This is a genomic window from Chromobacterium sp. Panama (genome assembly GCF_003052555.1).
In the GTDB taxonomy this organism is placed as follows: domain Bacteria; phylum Pseudomonadota; class Gammaproteobacteria; order Burkholderiales; family Chromobacteriaceae; genus Chromobacterium.
In genome coordinates this window covers 4,481,483-4,500,810 of sequence record NZ_QARX01000001.1, presented here as the reverse complement: position 1 = coordinate 4,500,810, position 19,328 = coordinate 4,481,483, and the positions used below count along the sequence as shown (strand labels likewise).

Below are 19,328 nucleotides of genomic sequence, written 5' to 3'. Positions count from 1 at the left end.
TGTGAAAGCCGGAAGACGTACACTTGCTCAAGATACGGCGCTCTTTTCGCAAATGAACATTTTTATTTGCGATTGCGTTCGTTTATAATCTGAAGCTAATAAATAGGTTCGAATTCGAGCCGATTGCAATAACGCGGGGCCGCGCAGTGCTACATACGGCCCCCGATCCACCTTGCTGTGAGGACCAGAGATGGCTGCAACTTTCCCTGACGATATCGATCCGTTGGAAACCCAGGAATGGACTGAAGCGCTGGAGTCGGTGCTGGATGCCGAAGGCCCGGAACGCGCGCATTACCTGTTGGAGAAACTGGTCGAGCGCACCCGCCGCCGCGGCGCCCATCTGCCGTTTGACGCCACCACCGCATACCAGAACAGCATTCCGCTCGGCAAAGAAATGAAGTCGCCGGGCAACCACGAGATGGAGCATCGCATCCGCTCGATCAACCGCTGGAACGCCGCCGCTTTGGTGCTGCGCGCCGGCAAGAAGGATCTGGAGCTGGGCGGCCACATCGCCTCCTTCCAATCCTCCGCCACCCTGTACGACGTGGGCTTCAACCACTTCTGGCGCGCCCAGAACGATGAGCAAGACGGCGATCTGATCTACTTCCAAGGCCACATTTCCCCGGGCGTGTACGCACGCGCCTTCATGGAAGGCCGCCTGTCCGCCGAGCAGCTGGACAGCTTCCGCCAGGAAGTGGACGGCAACGGCCTGTCCTCCTACCCGCACCCGTGGCTGATGAAGGACTTCTGGCAGTTCCCGACCGTGTCGATGGGCCTGGGCCCCTTGATGGCCATCTACCAAGCCCGCTTCCTCAAGTACCTGGAAAGCCGCGGTCTGGCCAAGACCCACGGCCGCAAAGTCTGGTGTTTCTGCGGCGACGGCGAGATGGACGAGCCGGAATCCCTGGGCGCCATCTCCATGGCCGCCCGCGAAGGCCTGGACAACCTGATCTTCGTGGTCAACTGCAACCTGCAGCGTCTGGACGGCCCGGTGCGCGGCAACGGCAAGATCATTCAGGAACTGGAAGGCGACTTCCGCGGTTCCGGCTGGAACGTGCTGAAAGTGATCTGGGGCTCGCGTTGGGACCCGCTGCTGGCGATGGACAGCAAGGGCCTGCTGAAGAAGCGCATGGACGAGTGCGTGGACGGCGACTATCAGACCTTCAAATCCAAGGACGGCGCTTACGTTCGCGAACACTTCTTCGGCAAGTACCCGGAGCTGCGCGAAATGGTCGCCAATATGTCCGACGACGAGATCTGGGCGCTGAACCGCGGCGGCCATGACCCGCACAAGGTGTACGCCGCCTACCACGAGGCGTCCAACAGCGCCAACGGCCGTCCGACCGTGATCCTGGCCAAGACCATCAAGGGTTACGGCATGGGCGCGTCCGGCGAAGCCAAGAACATCGCGCACCAGGCCAAGAAAATGGATCTGGATTCGCTGCGCAAATTCCGCGACCGCTTCGGCATTCCGGTGTCCGACGAGGACCTGGCGAACGTGCCGTACTACCTGCCGGCCGAAGACAGCCCGGAAATGAAGTACATGCGCGAACGCCGCGCCGCGCTGGGCGGCTATCTGCCGGCCCGCAAGCCGGTGACCACCGCGCTGCAAACGCCGGAACTGTCCGTGTTCGACGCGCAGCTGCAAGCGTCCGGCGACCGCGAGTTCTCCACCACCATGGCCTTCGTCCGCATGCTGGGCACCATCATGAAGGACAAGAACATCGGTCAGCGCGTAGTGCCCATCGTGCCGGACGAGTCCCGCACCTTCGGCATGGAAGGCATGTTCCGCCAGTACGGCATCTGGTCCACCCAGGGTCAGAACTACGTGCCGCAGGATCATGACCAGCTGATGTTCTACAAGGAATCCAAGGACGGCCAGATCCTGCAGGAAGGCATCAACGAGCCGGGCGCGATGGCCGACTGGATCGCCGCGGCGACCAGCTACGCCAACAGCAGCCAGCAGATGATTCCGTTCTACATCTACTACTCGATGTTCGGCTTCCAGCGCATCGGCGACCTGGCCTGGGCCGCCGGCGACATGCGCGCCCGCGGCTTCCTGCTGGGCGGCACCGCCGGCCGCACCACGCTGAACGGCGAAGGCCTGCAGCACGAAGACGGCCACAGCCACATCCAGGCCGGCCTGATCCCGAACTGCATCAGCTACGACCCGACCTTCGCTTACGAACTGGCGGTGATCGTGCAGGACGGTCTGCGCCGCATGTACGCGGAGCAGGAAGACGTCTTCTACTACCTGACCCTGATGAACGAAAACTACGTTCACCCGGCCATGCCGGCGGGCGCGGAAGAGGGCATCCTGAAAGGCATGTATCTGCTGCAGGACGGCGGCGACGCCCAGGTGAAAGTGCAGCTGATGGGCTCCGGCACCATTCTGCGCGAAGTGATGGCCGCGGCCGATCTGCTGAAGGCCGACTTCGGCATCGGCGCCGATATCTGGAGCGTGACCTCCTTCAACCAGCTGCGCCGCGACGGCATGGAAGCCGAGCGTCACAACCTGCTGAACCCGACCGCCGAAGCGCGGGCCTCCTACGTGGCCCAGCAGTTGTCCGGCCGTCAGGGTCCGGTGGTGGCCGCGACCGACTACATCCGCAACTACGCCGACCAGATCCGCGAATACGTTCCGGGCCGTTACGTGGTGCTGGGCACCGACGGCTTCGGCCGTTCCGACAGCCGCGCCAACCTGCGTTCCTTCTTCGAGGTGGATCGCTACCACGTGGCGCTGGCGGCCTTGTCCGCACTGGCGCGCGACGGCAAGATCGAAGCGTCCAAGGTGGCCGAGGCGATCGCCAAGTACGGCATCAAGACCGACAAGCTGCCTAGCTGGAAGGTGTAATCGCAGAGCGGAAGCCCCGGTTCAGGCCGGGGTCTTCCGCCTTTGCATGGCAAGCGAATCTGTAGCGGATATCCGGCGGCAAGCCCCGACAGGGGCTTCCGCCTTACGAATGGAAAGCTCATGAGCAATCTGATCGAATTGAAAGTGCCCGACATCGGCGGTCACAGCAATGTAGACATCATCGAAGTATTCATCGTCCCGGGCCAGACCGTGTCCGTGGACGATTCCCTGATCACGCTGGAAACCGACAAGGCCACCATGGAAGTGCCGGCGGAAACCGCGGGCGTGATCAAGGAAGTCAAAGCCGTCGTCGGCGGCAAGATCTCCGAAGGCGACGTGATCGCCATCCTGGAAGTGGGCGCCGCAGCGTCCGCGCCGGCCCCGGCCGCCGCCGCCCCGGCCGCGGCTCCGGCTCCGGTTGCAGCCGCTCCCGCCGCCGCGCCTGCCGCGCCGGCGGCTTCCGGCCGCAGCGAAATCCGCGTGCCGGACATCGGCGGCCATAACGGCGTCGACGTGATCGAAGTGACCGTCAAGGTCGGCGATGAGATCGCCGTCGACGACAGCCTGATCACGCTGGAAACCGACAAGGCCACCATGGAAGTGCCGGCCTCCGCCGCCGGCCGCGTGGTGGAAGTCAAAGTGAAAGTGGGCGACAAGGTCTGCGAAGGCGATCTGATCGTGGTGGTCGAAGGCGCCGTTGCCGCCGCCGCCGCTCCGGCAGCCGCAGCTGTCGCCGCCCCGGCTCCTGCCGCCGCCTCGGCTGCTCCGGCCCCGGTGGCCGCCGCGCCCGCCGCCGCTCCTGCCAAGGCCGCCGCCGCCATCGACGAAGCCTCCTTCTCCAAAGCCCACGCCGGTCCGTCGGTGCGCCGTCTGGCGCGCGAACTGGGCGTGGACCTGGGCAAGGTCAAGGGCAACGGCCGCAAGGGCCGCATTACCGAAGAAGACGTCAAAGCCTTCGTCAAGGGCGTGATGCAGAACCCGGCGGCGCTGGCCCCGGCCGCCGCGGCCTCCTCCGGCGGCGGTCTGGATCTGCTGCCGTGGCCGAAAGTCGATTTCGCCAAGTTCGGCCCGATCGAAACCAAGCCGCTGTCCCGCATCCAGAAGATTTCCGGCGCCAATCTGTCGCGCAACTGGGTGATGATCCCGCACGTAACCTTCAACGACGAGTGCGACATCACCGAGCTGGAAGACTTCCGCAAGACCGTGGGCAAGGAATGGGAAAAGTCCGGCCTGAAGATCAGCCCGCTGGCCTTCATCATCAAGGCCGCCGCCGAGGCGCTGAAAGCTTTCCCGAACTTCAACAGCTCGCTGGACGGCGACAATCTGGTGCTGAAGCAGTACTACCACATCGGCTTCGCCGCCGACACGCCTAACGGCCTGGTGGTGCCGGTGATCAAGGACGCGGACAAGAAGGGCCTGCGCCAGATCGCCCAGGAACTGACCGATCTGTCCAAGCTGGCGCGCGAAGGCAAGCTCAAGCCCACCGACATGCAGGGCGCCACCTTCACCATCTCCAGCCTGGGCGGCATTGGCGGCACCAGCTTCACGCCCATCGTCAACGCGCCGGAAGTGGCCATCCTCGGCGTCTGCAAATCGCAGATCAAGCCGGTGTGGAACGGCAAGGAATTCGCGCCGCGCCTGATGTGCCCGCTGTCGCTGTCCTTCGATCACCGCGTGATCGACGGCGCCGCCGCCGCGCGCTTCACCGTGCATCTGGGCAAACTGCTGTCCGATGTGCGCCGCCTGATTCTGTAATCGCCAGCCGGGCGGACGCCCCGGCCTGGCCGGAGCGCGCCGCCCAAGCGAACGACTCTGCTGAATAGCGGCGGGGGCCCCCGGGCTTCCGCCTTACGTTGCGGATGGAAAACCATGAGCAATCTGATTGAACTGAAAGTCCCGGACATCGGCGGCCACAACAACGTGGACGTGATCGAAGTCTTCGTCAAGCCGGGCGACGTGATCGAGAAAGAAGCCAGCCTGATCACGCTGGAAACCGACAAGGCCACGATGGAAGTGCCGGCGGAAACCGCCGGCGTGGTAAAAGAAGTCAAGATCGCCGTCGGCGGCAAAGTGTCCGAAGGCGATGTGATCGTGATCGTTGAAGCCGCCGGCGCCGCCGCGGCTCCGGCCGCGCCCAAACCGGTGGAAACCACCGGCGTCGCGTCCGCCACCACCCAGGCGGGTTTCGCGCCGCAAGCCGCTCCGGTGGCCGCCAGCCATAGCGGCGGCGCCGACATCGAGTGCGACGTGATGGTGTTGGGCGGCGGTCCCGGCGGTTATTCCGCCGCCTTCCGCGCGGCCGACCTGGGCCTGAAAGTGGTCATCGTCGAGCGCTACGCCACCCTGGGCGGCGTCTGCCTGAACGTGGGCTGCATCCCGTCCAAGGCGCTGCTGCACAATGCGGCGGTGATCGACGAAGTCAGCCATCTGGCCGCCAACGGCATCAAGTTCGGCAAGCCGGAAGTGGACATCGACATGCTGCGCGGTTACAAGGAAAAAGTAATCGCCAAGCTGACCGGCGGCCTCGCCGGCATGGCCAAGGCGCGCAAGGTGGAAGTCGTGCGCGGCAACGGCCATTTCATCGATCCGCATCATATCGAAGTGTCCGCCACTACCGGCAAGGGACGCGAAGAGAGCGGCGAGAAGAAGATCGTCAAATTCAAGAACGCCATCATCGCCGCCGGTTCCCGCGTGGTGAAGCTGCCCTTCATCCCGGACGATCCGCGCGTGGTGGATTCCACCGGCGCGCTGGAGCTGAAGGGCGTGGCCAACCGCATGCTGATCATCGGCGGCGGCATCATCGGCCTGGAAATGGGCACCGTCTACTCCACGCTGGGCGCGCGCCTGGACGTGGTGGAAATGATGGACGGCCTGATGCAGGGCGCGGACCGCGACCTGGTCAAAGTGTGGCAGAAGTGGAATGCCCACCGTTTCGACAACATCATGCTCAACACCAAGACCGTGGCCGTGGAGCCTAAGGACGACGGCGTGTGGGTGACTTTCGAGGGCGATCAAGCGCCGAAAGAGCCGCAGCGCTACGACCTGGTGTTGTACGCCACCGGCCGCGCGCCCAACGGCAAGCTGCTGGGCGCCGAGAACGCCGGCATCGCGGTGACCGACCGCGGCTTCATCCCGGTGGACAAGCAGCAGCGCACCAATGTGCCGCACATCTTCGCCATCGGCGACATCGTCGGCCAGCCGATGCTGGCGCACAAGGGCGTGCATGAAGGCCATGTGGCGGCGGAAAACTGCGCCGGCCAGAAGTCCTACTTCGACGCGCGCGTGATTCCGGGCGTGGCTTACACCGATCCGGAAGTGGCTTGGGTCGGCGTCACCGAGGACGAGGCCAAGAAGCAGGGTCTGAAGATCGAGAAGGGCGTGTTCCCGTGGGCCGCCTCCGGCCGCGCCATCGCCAACGGCCGCGACGAAGGCTTCACCAAGCTGATCTTCGACGCCGAAAGCCACCAGATCATCGGCGGCGGCATTGTCGGCCCGCACGCGGGCGACATGATAGGCGAAGTCTGCCTGGCCATCGAAATGGGCTGCGACGCCACCGACATCGGCAAGACCATTCACCCGCACCCGACCATGGGCGAGTCCATCGGCATGGCGGCGGAAGTGGCGCACGGCACTTGCACCGATTTGCCGCCGCAGCGCAAGAAGTAAGCGCGGCGCGGTAAGGATGAGGGGCGGACTTTCGGGTCCGCCCTTTTTTATGCGCATCGTCTTAAATGACGGGGCGGCAAAACTATTGCCGATTTCGCCTGTCACACCGCCCTGCGCCCGTAATCGGCGCGCGTGAGCGGCCGCCATGAGGAAAACGTATGGCTGTCGCGTGTGAATCTGAATTACGGTTGAATATAAATTAAGCTTTTGGTTTAAGAAAACGCCGGTCTGTTCCCGCGATTTTGAAGCCGCCCCGCCGCTTCTCGCCAGCCGCCGCAAGTTTCGTTACCATGGCCTCGACACCAAACGAATCGGACCATGCCAAGCTCCCGCCTGCTTATTTCATTGATCTTATTGCTGTCGGCGACGCCCGTCTGGGCCAAGCTCGATTACAGCGTGCGCGTCGACGCGCCTTCCGGCCTGGCCGGCTTGCTGCAAGACAATCTGGAATTGGTCACCAGCCGTCTGGAAGAAGAAATGGACGAGACGCTGTTGACCGAGTTGGTGCGCAGCACCCCGGAGGACGCGCGCAAGCTGCTGGAGACCGAGGGTTATTTCGACGCGCGCGTCAATGTGCGCGAAGAAAGCGCCCGGCAGTACGTGGTCGAGGTCAAGCCCGGCGAGCCCACGCTGATAGACGACGTGGTCATCCGCCTCAACGGGCCGATACGCGACGAAGGCGACTTCCAGCAACGCTTCGCCGCGGTGCTGGAGGCCTGGTCGCTGCCCATGGGCGCGCCTTACCGGCAGTCCGATTGGGACGGCAGCAAGCGCGCGGTGATGCGGCTCATCACCGCCGATCGCTTCCCCAAGGCGCAGATCAGCAAGAGCGCGGCGGAAATCGATCCGGCCACCCGTCGCGCGCAATTGCTGGTGGACATCGACAGCGGGCCGGTGATTCTGTTCGGCGAGATCACCGTCAAAGGCATGAAGCGTTATCCGGAGAAGATCGCCACCGGTCTGGCCGACTTCTCCCCCGGCACCGCCTACCGGCTGCAGAAGATCTTCGATTACCAGTCGGCGCTGGAGCAGGCGCCGCATTTCTCCAATGTGGTGGTCAGCCCCGACATGGCCCATATCGACCCGGACACCCATCGGGTGCCGGTGGAGGTGGACGTCACCGAGATGCCGCGCCAGAAGCTGGAGCTGGGTTTGATCTACGACTCCGGCGACGGCCCCGGCCTGCGCGTCGGCTACGACCATTACAATATTTTCCGCCGCGGCTACACCGGCTCCTTGGTGACCAACTGGAAGAAAAACCAGCAATCGCTGTCGCTGGGCCTGGGCTTTCCGCGCCAGTCCGACGGCTATTCCCATTCCATCACCAGCGCTTTCAAGACCGACGACGTGCAGGGCCTGAAAACCCGCAGCAGCGACGTGGGCGGCTGGCGCACCCGCACCCGCGGCAATATCGAGGCCCGTCTCGGCCTGCAATACCTGCTGGAAAGCGAAGAGGCCGGCGGCGTGTCCAATAAGGACACCCGCGCCTTGCAGCTGGTCTACGGCTGGACCCAGCGCGCGGTGGACGATTTGATGCGGCCGCGCTCCGGCGTTTTGCTGGACTTCCAGCTCTCCGGCACCGTAGGCAGCGCCCTGTCCTCCACCTCCTATGTGCGCGGCTACGCCCGCACCATCGGATACTGGTCGCCGTTTCCCAAGTACGGCACCTTCGTCGGCCGGCTGGAACTGGGCCAGGTGTGGGCCAACGACAAGGACGCGGTGCCGTCCTCCATCCTGTTCCGCGCCGGCGGCGCCAACAGCGTGCGCGGCTACGATTACCAGAGCCTGGGCCTGCCGGGCCCCAACGGCTCGGTGCTGGGCGGCCGCGTGGTGGCCACCGGCAGCCTGGAGTACCAAATCCCGATCAAGCCGGACTGGTATCTGGCGCTGTTCACCGACGCCGGCAACGCCAGCCAGAGCTGGAAAGGCTTCCAAGTGGAGCGCGCCAACGGCGTCGGCGTGCGCTGGATGAGCCCGGTGGCTCCGCTGGCCTTCGACTTCGCCAAGGCGGAGCGCGACGGCAAGATCCGCTGGAACCTCAGCCTGGGCCTGGCTTTCTGACCCGAATGCATTCATGAGCGAAACCGACACTCCCCAAACTCCCGACTCCGCGCCGCCGCCGCCGGCCAAGCCCAAGCGCCGCCGCTGGCGCTGGCTGCTGTGGCTGCCTTTGTTGCTGATCGCGCTCTTGCTGGCCGCCAGCGCCTGGCTGACCGGCAGCCGCGCCGGCTTCGCCTGGCTGATGCAGTCGCTGGGCGGCCTCAGCGGCAACGCCGTCAGCGTCAAGCAAGCCGAAGGCACGCTGTGGGACGGCTTCAAACTGAGCGAGGTGCGCGTGCGCAGCGCCGGCAGCGACGTGGACATCGAGTCCGTGCAGCTGGACTGGCGGCCGAGCGCCTTGTGGCAGCGCCAATTGTGGGTGAGGCAATTGGCGGTGGGCCACGTCAAGGTGGCGGTCAAGCCGACGCCGGCCGCCCCGCCCAGCGGCGCGCCGGAATCGCTGGCCTTGCCCCTGGGCGTCCGCCTGGACCGGCTGAGCGTGGCCAGCGTGACGCTGGAACCGGCCAAGCTGCGGCTCTACGGCCTGGAAGCCGGCTACGTTTACGACGGCCGGCGCCACGATCTCAAGCTCAAGCGCCTGGGCTCGCCCTGGGGCGAGGCCGCGGCGGCGCTGCAATTGGCCGACGCCAAGCCCTTCGCGCTGCAGGGCAAGCTCAGCGCCGACGGCGAGCTGGACAAGATTCCCTATCAGGCGCGGCTGGCGCTGGGCGGCGATCTGCTGCACCTGAGCTTTGACGGCGAGTTGTCCGGCAAAGACCTGGTGGCCGACGTCAAGGGCGGCCTGCTGCCCTTCGCCAGCAATCCCTTCAACAGTTTCACCCGGCTGGACGCGCGCATGGCCGGCATCAATCCGCAGGCCATCCTGCCGGAATGGCCGCGCGCCAAGCTCAGCCTGGCGGTGTTCGCCGAGCCGGACGCCGGCCAGCGCGTCAAGGGCGGCTTGACTCTGCTCAATGAGCTGGCCGGCCCCTTGTCCGAGCAGCGGCTGCCGCTGTCCTTGCTGGCCGGCGAGTTCCGCGCCGACGACAAGGCGCTGGAGCTGTTCAATACCCACGCCCGGATCGCCGGCGGCGAAATCGGCCTGGCCGGCCAGCTGCGGCCGGATAGGCTCAAGCTGGCGCTGGATGTCTCCAAGCTGGGCCTGAGGCAATTGCACGCGGACGCGCCGGACGACAGCCTGGACGGCCGGGTAACGCTGGACGGCCCCTTGAGCGGGCCGAACATCCTCGCCCAACTCAAGGGCAAAACCCTGCAAGCCAAGGCCGATGTCGGTTTCGCGACGGCGCCGCATCCGGCGCTGCTGATCCGGCAGGCGGAGTTGACCGCCGGCGTCGGCACCCTGGCGCTGGCCGGTCAACTGGGCCTGGACGGCAAGCAGCTGTTCGATTTCAACGGCAAGCTCAATCGCGCCGACCCGTCCAAACTCAAGCCGGGCCTGCCCAGCGGCGACCTCAACGCCAGCTTGCAGGCCAAGGGCCAGCTGGCCAGCCCGCTGAGCGTGGCGGCCAAGCTGCAATTCGCGCCCAGCAAGCTGTCCGGCGCGCCGCTCAGCGGCGGGGCCGATCTGCAGCTGCAGGGCGAACGCTTGAAGTCGCTCAGCGCCGATCTGAAGCTGGCGCAGAACCGGCTGCAGGCCAACGGCGCTTACGGCGCCGCCGGCGACAAGCTCAAACTCTTGATCGACGCGCCCAATCTCGGCCTGATCGGTCCCGGTTTCTCCGGCGTGGTCAAGGGCCAGGGCGAGTTGGCGGGCACGCCCAAGGCGCCGTTGATCAGCGCCAATCTGCAAGCCGACCGACTGAAGCTGCCGGGCAATATCGCCGTGCAGAGCATGCAATTCAGCGGCAACGTCAAGGCCGACCAGAACAGCCCGTTCCAACTCAGGCTGGACGTGGCCGCGCTGCAAGCCGGCGGTTTCCGCGCCGAGCAGCTGCGCGCCAGCGCCAACGGCACGCGCGCGCGCCACGGCCTGCAACTGGACGGCCGTTTCCGCCTGGCCGACCACCCTTACGCGCTGCAATTGGCGGCCAGCGGCGGCCTGCGCGGCGAGGCCGGGCCCTGGGCCGGCACCCTGAGCAAGCTGGAGTTGAGCGGCCGTCCCGGCCTTAGCCTGCTGGCGCCGGTGGCGCTGGAGCTGGGCGAGCAGATCAAGGTGGGCAACGCCCGGCTGTCGGCCCTGGGCGGCAGCATCACCCTGGCCGAACTCAACCGCGGCGCCAACGGCGCGCTCAGCACCCGCGGCTCCGCGCGCGGCTTGCGGCTGGCGGAGCTGGGGCCCTTGCTCAGCCTGCCGGTGAAGCAGGATCTGAGCTTCGATTCCGACTGGAACCTGAATCTGGCGGCCAACGCCAAGGGCCAGTTCACGCTGCGTCGCGCCGGCGGCGACGTGCAGCTGCCGGGCGACAAGGGCAAGGACGTGGCCTTGGGTCTGAAGACCGCCGCCGTCACCCTGACGCTGGACGGCGGGCGCGCGCTGTTCGACCTGAATCTGGACAGCCGCTACGCCCAAGCGCAAGGCAAGGGTTCGGTGCCGTGGAACGGCGGCGCCATCGACGCCAAGACCCCGCTCAACGCCACGGTCAGCGCCAGCGTGCCTTCGCTGGCGACGCTGGCCAGCTTCGCCGGCCCTTCTTTGGAGCTGGGCGGCCAGATCAGCGCCAATCTGGCTTTGACCGGCGCCTTGAGCCAGCCTATGGCCCAAGGGACGATACGCGGCGACAAATTATTGCTGGCCGACCGCCGCACCGGCATCCGCCTGGGCGACGGCAGCCTGCTGGCGCGGCTGGACGGCCGCAAGCTGGTGCTGGACCGTTTGCGCTTCGCCGGCGGCGAAGGCGAGGTGGCGGCCAGCGGCGCGCTGGATCTCAGCGGCGACACCCCGGACGCGCGGGTGGCGGTGGAATTGCGCAAGTTCGGCGTGTTCGACCGGCCCAATCGCCGCCTGGTGGTGTCCGGCCGCACGGAGCTGGCGATGGTGGCCGGCAAATTGTCGCTGACCGGCCATATCCGCGCCGACCAGGGCCGTATCGGCCTGCCCAAGTTCGGCGCGCCCAGCCTGGGCGACGATGTGATGGTCAAGGGCCGGCCGGGGCCGGAGCCGTCGGCCTTCGCCAGCATGCCGCTGACGGTGGCGCTGGATCTGGACCTGGGCGAGCACTTCCGCTTCTCCGGCCAGGGCCTGAACGTGGATCTGACCGGCTCGGTGCGCGTCAGCGCCAATCCGGGCGAAGCGCCGGGCGCCAAGGGCCAGGTGCGGGTGGTCAAAGGGCGTTACAAGGCCTATGGCCAGGATCTGGACATCGAGTACGGCGCCATCACCTTCAACGGCCCCTTGGACAACCCCCTGCTCAATGTGCGCGCCAAGCGCCGGCTGTCGCCGGTGGGCGCCGGGGTGGAAGTCAGCGGTTCGGTGTCGGTGCCCAAAGTGCGGTTGATCGCCGACGAGCCGATGTCGGAAAAGGACAAGCTGGCCTGGCTGGTCTTGGGCCGGGCGGCCAGCGGCGAGCGCGACGACAACGATCTGGCGGCCTCCGCCGGCATGATGCTGGCCGGCTCGCTCAACGATCAGATCGGCCTGTTCGACGATCTGGGCGTGTCCAGCCGCAAGGAAAAGACCTTGGCCAACGGCACGGTGAGCCCGGCGGAGCAGGTGGTGACGGTGGGCCGCCAGCTGACCCGCGAACTGTATCTGGGCTACGAATACGGCGTGACCAGCGCGAACCAGGCGGTGAAGCTGGCGTATCAGCTGAGCAGGGGCTGGTCGGTGGTGTTGCGGGCCGGCACCGACGCCTCGGTGGAGTCGCGCTACACCTTGCGCTTCGATTGAGCGCGACGCGGCGTCGCCGAAGCGCGCAGGCTTTGAACGGCCTCTAAAACCGCAGCGTCAGCATCCGCGCCAGGGCCCGGTCCTCCGGCCGGGCCGAGCGCATGCGCTGGCGCAGCGTCTGCCGCAGGCAGTCGATGAAGCAGCGGGCGGCGTAGCCGTGGGCCTGCCCCTGCAGGCTGATTACGCCGATGACGATATCCTCCATGTCTTCCCGCAGCGACAAGGCCTGGGTCTTGCCGGCGAATTCCGGGCACAGCAGCAAGGGCTCCGGCCCGTAGCTGAGCATGCCGGCCTGGACCAGGCCGGCCAGCAGCGCCATCGACTGCGCGCAGATCAGCCGTTCCGGCGCGATAAGCAGGCCGTGGCGGGTGAATAGCCGGTCCAGCACGTGGCGATAGCTGGAGGGGCTGTAATTGACCACCCAATCCTGTTCCAGCAGCTCGGACAAGGACTGCGCGCGCAGCGCCGGATGGCCGTTGCGGGCGAACACCCGGCCGCCGTGGCTGAACAGCGGCTGGCAATGGAATTCCTGAGCCAGCGGGTCGAACAGCGGGCTGATGGCGAAATCCATCTGGCCGTCGCGCAGCCGCGGCAGCGCCACCGCCAGCAGGCCTTCGAACAATTCCAGCCGGATCGCCGGCAGCCGTTGGCGAAAGCGCAACACCACCTCGGGCAATAGCGTGGGCACCAGCCAGGGGGTGACGCCTATGCACAGCCTGGCGTCGCGCTGGCCGCGCAGCGCCTCTAATTCGTCATGAGCGCGCTCCAGCTGCATCGCCACCTGGCGCGCGTGGATCAGCAAGGCCCGGCCGGCCTCGGTCAGCCGCGCGCCGCTGGCGTGCCGTTGCAGCAGGGGCAGCCGCTGTTCTTCCTCCAGTTCGCGCAGCGTTTTGCTGACCGCCGCCTGCGACAGGTCCAACATGCGCGCGGCGGCGCGAATGCCGCCGCCGTCGGCCAGCGCGATCAGCGCTTGCAGTTGCTGCAGTTTCATCTCTTCTCCAAACCGACAACCAGAAGTGTTCTCGATCACCGTTCTGCGGCTATTCACCTATTAACTATTGCCGCTAGTCTGGGATCGCAGTCGCGGCGCCGCGTCCGTCGTCGCCACGACAGTGTGCGACAAGAGCGTGATAGACACCAAGGAGACGACGCCATGAACGCCCCCATTCTGCCCGGCATCCGCGATATCGCCCCGGCGATGATCGCGCTGCGCCACGATATCCACGCCCACCCCGAACTGGGCTTCGAGGAGGTGGAGACCCGCCGCCATGTGATCCGCTGCCTGCGCGACTGGGGCTACGAGATCCACGAAGGACTGGGCGTGACCGGCGTGGTCGGCACCCTGCGCCGCGGCGCGGGGCCGAGCATAGGCCTGCGCGCCGATATGGACGCGCTGCCCATCCAGGAAACCACCGGCCTGCCGTGGGCCAGCCGCGTGGAGGGAAAAATGCACGCCTGCGGCCACGACGGCCATACCGCGATGCTGTTGGCGGCGGCTTGCGAGCTGGCGCGGCGCGACAGCTTCAGCGGCACCGTGCATCTGATTTTCCAGCCGGCGGAAGAGGGCAAGGGCGGCGCCAAGCGCATGCTGGACGACGGCCTGTTCCGGCTCTTTCCCTGCGACGCCATTTTCGCCATGCACAATATGCCGGGTTTCCCGGTGGGCCAGCTGGGCTTCCGGCCCGGCCCCTTCATGGCTTCCGCCGACACCGCGGTGATCCGCATCCGCGCCACCGGCGGCCACGGAGCGGTGCCGGACAAGGCGGTGGACCCGGTGGTGGTGGCCGCGTCGCTGGTGATGGCGCTGCAAAGCGTGGTGGCGCGCAATGTGTCGCCGCTGGACATGGCGGTGGTGACGGTGGGGGCCATCCTGGCCGGGGAGGCCCCCAATGTGATTCCGGAGAGCGCGGAAATGCGGCTGAGCATACGCGCTTTGCGGCCGCAGGTGCGCGCCTTGCTGCGCCAACGCATCGAGACGCTGGCCGCGGCCCAGGCCGCCGGCTTCGGCGCGCGCGCCGAGGTGGATTACCAGGACGGTTATCCGGTGCTGGTCAACGACGCGGCGGCCACCGCGCTGGCGCGGCAGGTGGCCGTGGACTGGCTGGGCGAGGGCGGGGTGGTGGCGGAGATGCCGCCGCTGACCGGCAGCGAGGATTTCGCCTTCTGGCTGGAGCGGGTGCCGGGCTGTTATCTGATCATAGGCAATGGCGACGGCGAGGGCGGCTGCATGGTGCACAACCCCGGCTACGACTTCAACGACCAGGCCTTGCCGGTGGGCGCCAGCTACTGGGTCAAGCTGGTGGAGCGCTATCTGGGCGGCGCGGCCGGAGGCGGGCAATGACGGCCGCCCAGTTGTTGGCGGGGCGGCCGGCCGCGCCCAGCCGGCGCGCGATCACCGCCATCACCGTGGGCAATGCGCTGGAGTTCTACGACTTCATCGTCTACAGCGCGCTGGCCACCTTGATGGGGCGCTTGTTCTTTCCGTTCAGCGACGAGCCGCTGCTGCAGCTGATGCTGTCCTTCGCGGTGTTCGGCACCGGCTTCATCAGCCGGCCGATAGGCGGCATCGTCATCGGCCTGTACGCGGACCGGAAGGGACGCAAGCCGGCGCTGCGGCTGAGCCTGTGGCTGATGGCGATAGGCTCCATGCTGTTCGTGGTGGCGCCCACCTACGCCCAGGCCGGCCTGCTCGGTCCGGCGCTGGTGGTGCTGGGACGGCTGGTGCAGGGCTTCGCCGTCGGCGGCCAGGTGGGGGCGGCCACCTCGATGTTGATGGAGTACGCCGACGACAAGTCGCGCGGCTACTATTGCAGCTGGCAGCTGTTCAGCCAGGGCCTGGGGGTGTTGGCCGGCACGCTGACGGTGAGCTTGCTGAGCGCGCTGTTGCCGGCGGCGGCGATGGAGGCCTGGGGCTGGCGGCTGGTGTTCGCCATCGGGGTGCTGGCGATTCCGGTGGGCGAGTATATCCGCAGCCAGCTGGACGAGACCGCGGCCTCGGCGGTGGCGCCGCAGGCGACGACGGAACCGGCCGGGCCCTTGCTGCGCCGGCACGGGCGGCAGATATTGGCCGGGGTATTGCTGACCATAGGCGGCACCGGGCCCAACTTTATCATCGCCCACTATCTGGCCAATCACGCGGTGACGGTGCTGGGCATGCCGCTGGCGGTGGCGATCTGGGCGGCGTCGACCGCGGCTCTGTTGCAAGTGCTGCTGTCGGTGGCGGCCGGACGCTGGAGCGACCGCGTCGGCCGTCGCCGTTCCATTCTGTGGCCGCGCTTGGTCTTGCTGCTCTTGCTGTATCCGGGCTTCATGCTGTTGAACGCCGCGCCCGGCCTGCCGACGCTGCTCTTGGTCGTGGTGCTGCTGACGGTGCCGCTGGTGTTGACCGCGGTGCCGAGCATCGCGGTGCTGCCGGAGTTGTTTCCGCGCCGCATCCGCGCCAGCGGCATGTCCATCGTCTACTGCGTGGGCGTGATGATTTTCGGCGGCTTCGCCCAGTTCTTCGCCGCCGGCCTGATCCGGCTGACCGGCGATCCCAACGCGCCGGCGCTGTACGCGGTGTTGTGCATCCTGGTGTCGATGATAGGGCTGGCGATGGTGCCTGAGACGGCGAACCGGCCGCTGGACTGAGCTTGCCGGCCCGGCGATGCCGGGCCGGATTCAGACGGACAGCCGTTGCCGCAGCGCGTCCATTCTTTGCTCCATCGCCTCCGCGGACAGCGGCGCGCCCAGCAGATAACCCTGCATCGCTGAGCAGCCGAGCTTGCCCAGGTAGTCCTGCTGCTGCGGATGCTCGACGCCCTCGGCCAGGGTATCCATGCCCAGCGCGTTGGCCAGGTGGACGATGGCGGAGACGATGGCGGCGTTTTCCTCGTCCTGCGGCAGGTCGATGATGAAGGAGCGGTCTATCTTGATGGTGTCCGGCGCGAAGCGTTTCAGATAGGCCAGGCTGGAATAACCGGTGCCGAAGTCGTCGATGGACAGCCGCACCCCCATCGCCTTGATCACCGCCAGCTGGCGCGCGGCGAAGTCCGCGTCCTCCATCAGCGTGCTTTCGGTGACTTCGATCTCCAGGCAGTAGCCTGGCAGGCCGCTGCTTTGCAGCGCGTCGCGCACATCGTCGACGAAGTCCGGCCGCGTCAGCTGCCGCGCCGAGACATTGACCGCCATACGCACCGGGCGCAGGCCGCTGTCGTACCATTGCGCCGCCTGGCGGCAGGCTTCGCCCAGCACCCAGCGCCCCAGCGGCACCACCAGGCCGGTGTCCTCGGCGATGGGGATGAAGCGCGAAGGCATGATCAGGCCGTGTTCCGGATCGCGCCAGCGCACCAGCGCCTCGCAGCCCAGCAGGCGTTCGCCGCTCATATTGAATTGCGGCTGATAAACCAGGTAGAGCTCGCCGTGTTCGATGGCGCGGCGCAGCCGGGTTTCCAGATGCAGCCTTTCGGCCACTTCCACGTTCATTTCCCGGGTGTAGAAGCGGAAGGTGCTGCGGCCGTGCGCCTTGGCGTGGTACATGGCGAGATCGGCGTTCATCAGCAGGTTCTGCAGATCGCGGCCGTCGTCCGGCATCAGGCTGATGCCTATGCTGCAGCTGACGTTGAGTTGATGGGCGCCGATGTCGAAGGGCCGCTGCATCGCTGCCAGCACGCGTTCGGCCACTTGCGCGGCCTCGCCGGGCTGGTCGATGGACGGCAGGATCAGCACGAACTCGTCGCCGCCGGTGCGGCCGACGGTGTCCAGCGCGCCCACGGCGGCGCTTAGGCGGCCGGCCGCCTGTTTCAGCAATTCGTCGCCCAGGCCGTGGCCCAGGGTGTCGTTGATGTTCTTGAAGTGGTCCAGATCGACGAAGAGCACCGCCAGCTGGCCCTGGCGCAACTCGGCCTGACGGATGGCCTGCTGCAGCCGGTCGTTGATCAGCACGCGGTTGGGCAGATCGGTCAGCGCGTCGTATTCGGCCAGGTGCTGCACCCGCGCTTCCTGCTCCTTGCGTTCGGAGATGTCGGTAAACAGCGCCACATAGTGGCTGATCTCGCCCTGTTCGTTCTGCAGCACGCTGATGTTCAGCCATTCCGGGAAGATGTCGCCGTTCTTGCGACGGTTCCAGATCTCGCCGGACCACTGGCCGCGCTGGGTCAGCTGCTGCCACATGTTTTCGAAGAAGGCCGGTTCGTGACGGCCGGAGGCGAGCAGGGCGGGAGTCTGGCCCAGCGCCTCGGCCTCCTCGTAGCCGGTGATCGCGCAGAAGGCGCGGTTGACCGCCAGGATGCGGTTGTCCGGGTCGGTGACCAGGATGGCCTCGTTGCTGGATTCGAACACCTTGGCGGCCAGGCGCAGCTGGCGGTCGGTCTGGCGGCGCGCGGTGATGTCCCGGCCGGTGGCGCACAGATAGTCTTCGCCCTGGTAGTTGAGCGGACTGACGGTGACTTCCAGCCATTGCTCCTCGCCGCAGCACTGCAGCCGGGCGTCGAAGGTGTGGGGCAGGGCGTCCGCGGCCGGGCGGAACAGCGCGCGGGTCAGCGTCGCGGCGTCGCAACCGCAATCCAGCCGTTGGCGCGCCGCCTGGTTGCAGTAGACGATGTCGCCGGCGGCGTTGCGCAGCGCGATCAGATCGGTGGCGTTGTCCACCATGAAATGGCTGAGGCGCAGATCGCGCGAGCGCTGTTCCAGCGAGAGGTGGCTTTGCTGCAAGTCCTGGCGGTAGCGCTGCACCAGCGCGTTGAGCCAGCGCAGGAAGAACCAGCAGAAGGCGGCGGCGACCAAGAGGGCGGCCAGGGTCAGCAGCAGGGTGGCGACGATGCGTTCGCGCAGACTGCGCTCCAGTTCCTGGCGCGCTCGCTGGCTGCTGTCTTCTATGGACTGCACGCGCAGGCTGGTGACCAGGGTCCAGTCCCAGCCGGGCAGCTGGCGCGCGTAGGACAGATAGCGTTCGCCTTGCGGCGCGTCCAGGCTGCTGATCAGGTATTCCATGAAGCCGCCTTGCTTGCCGCGGCGGATCAGTTCGGCGATGCGGCCGCGGTCGGCGCCGGGCAGGGCGGAGTAGTGCTTGCCGTTCATCGCCGGATTGGACGGGTCCAGCAGGATCACGCCGTGGCGGTCTATGATCATGAAGTCGCCGCTGTCGTGGCCGAAGCGCATGCGCGCCAGCATCTCCAGGCCTTGCTTCTGCATGTCGGTTTCGACATTGTTGAGGTATTCGCCGCTGCCTATCAGCCAGTTGTAGGGGCCGAAGCGGCGGGCGTAGGCGACTTTCTCGCTCATCTCGCCGCGGCCCGGCTGGTACCAGCGGTAGGAGCTGAAGCCGCGCTGTTGCGGGTTGTCCACCGATTCGATCAGCGTGCGCATGATGTAGCGGCCCTGATCGTCGCGGTTGGCCAGCAGCGAGCCGCCCTCCAACTGCGGCGCGGTGGGCAGCAGCACGCAGCGGCCGTCCAGGCCGTCGATGAAGAAATAGCCGCGGCCGTCGAAGTAGCGCAGCGGCCGCAGCGCCTCCGCGATCAGCCGCTGCACCTGATGCGGCGGGCGGCGCAGGCGTTCCTGGCGCCAGATGGCGTCGGCGAGGTTCCAGGCCTGGTCCACCTGTTCGCGCAGCCTTTGCTTCAGGGTGTCGTTGGTGCGTTCGCGCAGCGCGGACAGGGTTTGCGCGGCGTGGTCGGCGTAGGAGCGCAGGTAGTCGCGCGCGCGCGCGTAAGCGTCCTGGCGTATGGTGTGCTGGCGGGCCTGGAAATCGTTCCAGCTGCTCAGCAGGAAGTAGCTGGACAAGGTCAGCGCCAGCATGAACACAATGGCGAGCGTGCCAAACAATTGCAGACGGGACAGCTTGGCCTGATTCAACTCCATGTTTTTGTCGTTATCGCTCGATGGACCCGCCAGTATAAGGGATTATCGCGTTTGTCATGGCAAAATGTCGGGCCGGCCGGG

At 66.7% G+C, this 19,328-nt stretch carries 9 protein-coding genes; 7 read left to right on the top strand and 2 right to left on the bottom strand.

Annotated elements, in window-relative coordinates; all coding sequences use genetic code 11:
* Positions 1-190 precede the first annotated feature (190 nt).
* From aceE to DB032_RS20210, 5 genes are all read left to right on the top strand, one after another.
* Complete coding sequence (gene aceE, locus DB032_RS20230; protein ID WP_107801039.1) at positions 191-2,854, top strand: pyruvate dehydrogenase (acetyl-transferring), homodimeric type; 2,664 nt, start codon at positions 191-193, stop codon at positions 2,852-2,854.
* A gap of 120 nt (positions 2,855-2,974) precedes the next feature.
* The gene (aceF, locus tag DB032_RS20225) at positions 2,975-4,609 is read left to right on the top strand and encodes a dihydrolipoyllysine-residue acetyltransferase (RefSeq protein ID WP_107801038.1); all 1,635 of its coding nucleotides are present in this window, start codon (positions 2,975-2,977) and stop codon (positions 4,607-4,609) included.
* Positions 4,610-4,723: 114 nt separating this feature from the next.
* Positions 4,724-6,520, top strand: a complete 1,797-nt coding sequence (gene lpdA, locus DB032_RS20220) for a dihydrolipoyl dehydrogenase (RefSeq protein ID WP_107801037.1) — start codon at positions 4,724-4,726, stop codon at positions 6,518-6,520.
* 318 nt (positions 6,521-6,838) lie between these two features.
* Positions 6,839-8,581 carry an autotransporter assembly complex family protein gene (locus tag DB032_RS20215; RefSeq protein WP_107801036.1) on the top strand — a complete coding sequence of 581 codons (1,743 nt, stop codon included), beginning with the start codon at positions 6,839-6,841 and terminating at the stop codon, positions 8,579-8,581.
* Positions 8,582-8,594: 13 nt separating this feature from the next.
* Positions 8,595-12,407 carry a translocation/assembly module TamB domain-containing protein gene (locus DB032_RS20210; RefSeq protein ID WP_107801035.1) on the top strand — a complete coding sequence of 1,271 codons (3,813 nt, stop codon included), beginning with the start codon at positions 8,595-8,597 and terminating at the stop codon, positions 12,405-12,407.
* Positions 12,408-12,450: 43 nt separating this feature from the next.
* Here DB032_RS20210 and DB032_RS20205 read toward each other — a convergent pair whose 3' ends face one another.
* Complete coding sequence (locus DB032_RS20205) at positions 12,451-13,398, bottom strand: LysR substrate-binding domain-containing protein (protein WP_107801034.1); 948 nt, start codon at positions 13,396-13,398, stop codon at positions 12,451-12,453.
* A gap of 162 nt (positions 13,399-13,560) precedes the next feature.
* Here DB032_RS20205 and DB032_RS20200 point away from each other — a divergent pair, with 162 nt between their 5' ends.
* Positions 13,561-14,748 carry a M20 aminoacylase family protein gene (locus DB032_RS20200; protein ID WP_107801033.1) on the top strand — a complete coding sequence of 396 codons (1,188 nt, stop codon included), beginning with the start codon at positions 13,561-13,563 and terminating at the stop codon, positions 14,746-14,748.
* On the top strand, positions 14,745-16,037 hold the full coding sequence (locus tag DB032_RS20195; protein ID WP_107801032.1) for an MFS transporter: 1,293 nt from the start codon (positions 14,745-14,747) through the stop codon (positions 16,035-16,037). The genes DB032_RS20200 and DB032_RS20195 overlap by 4 nt, the downstream gene beginning before the upstream one ends.
* A gap of 30 nt (positions 16,038-16,067) precedes the next feature.
* On the opposite strand, the gene DB032_RS20190 is transcribed toward DB032_RS20195, so the two are convergent.
* Positions 16,068-19,247, bottom strand: a complete 3,180-nt coding sequence (locus DB032_RS20190; protein ID WP_107801031.1) for an EAL domain-containing protein — start codon at positions 19,245-19,247, stop codon at positions 16,068-16,070.
* Between the last annotated feature and the right edge of the window lie 81 nt (positions 19,248-19,328).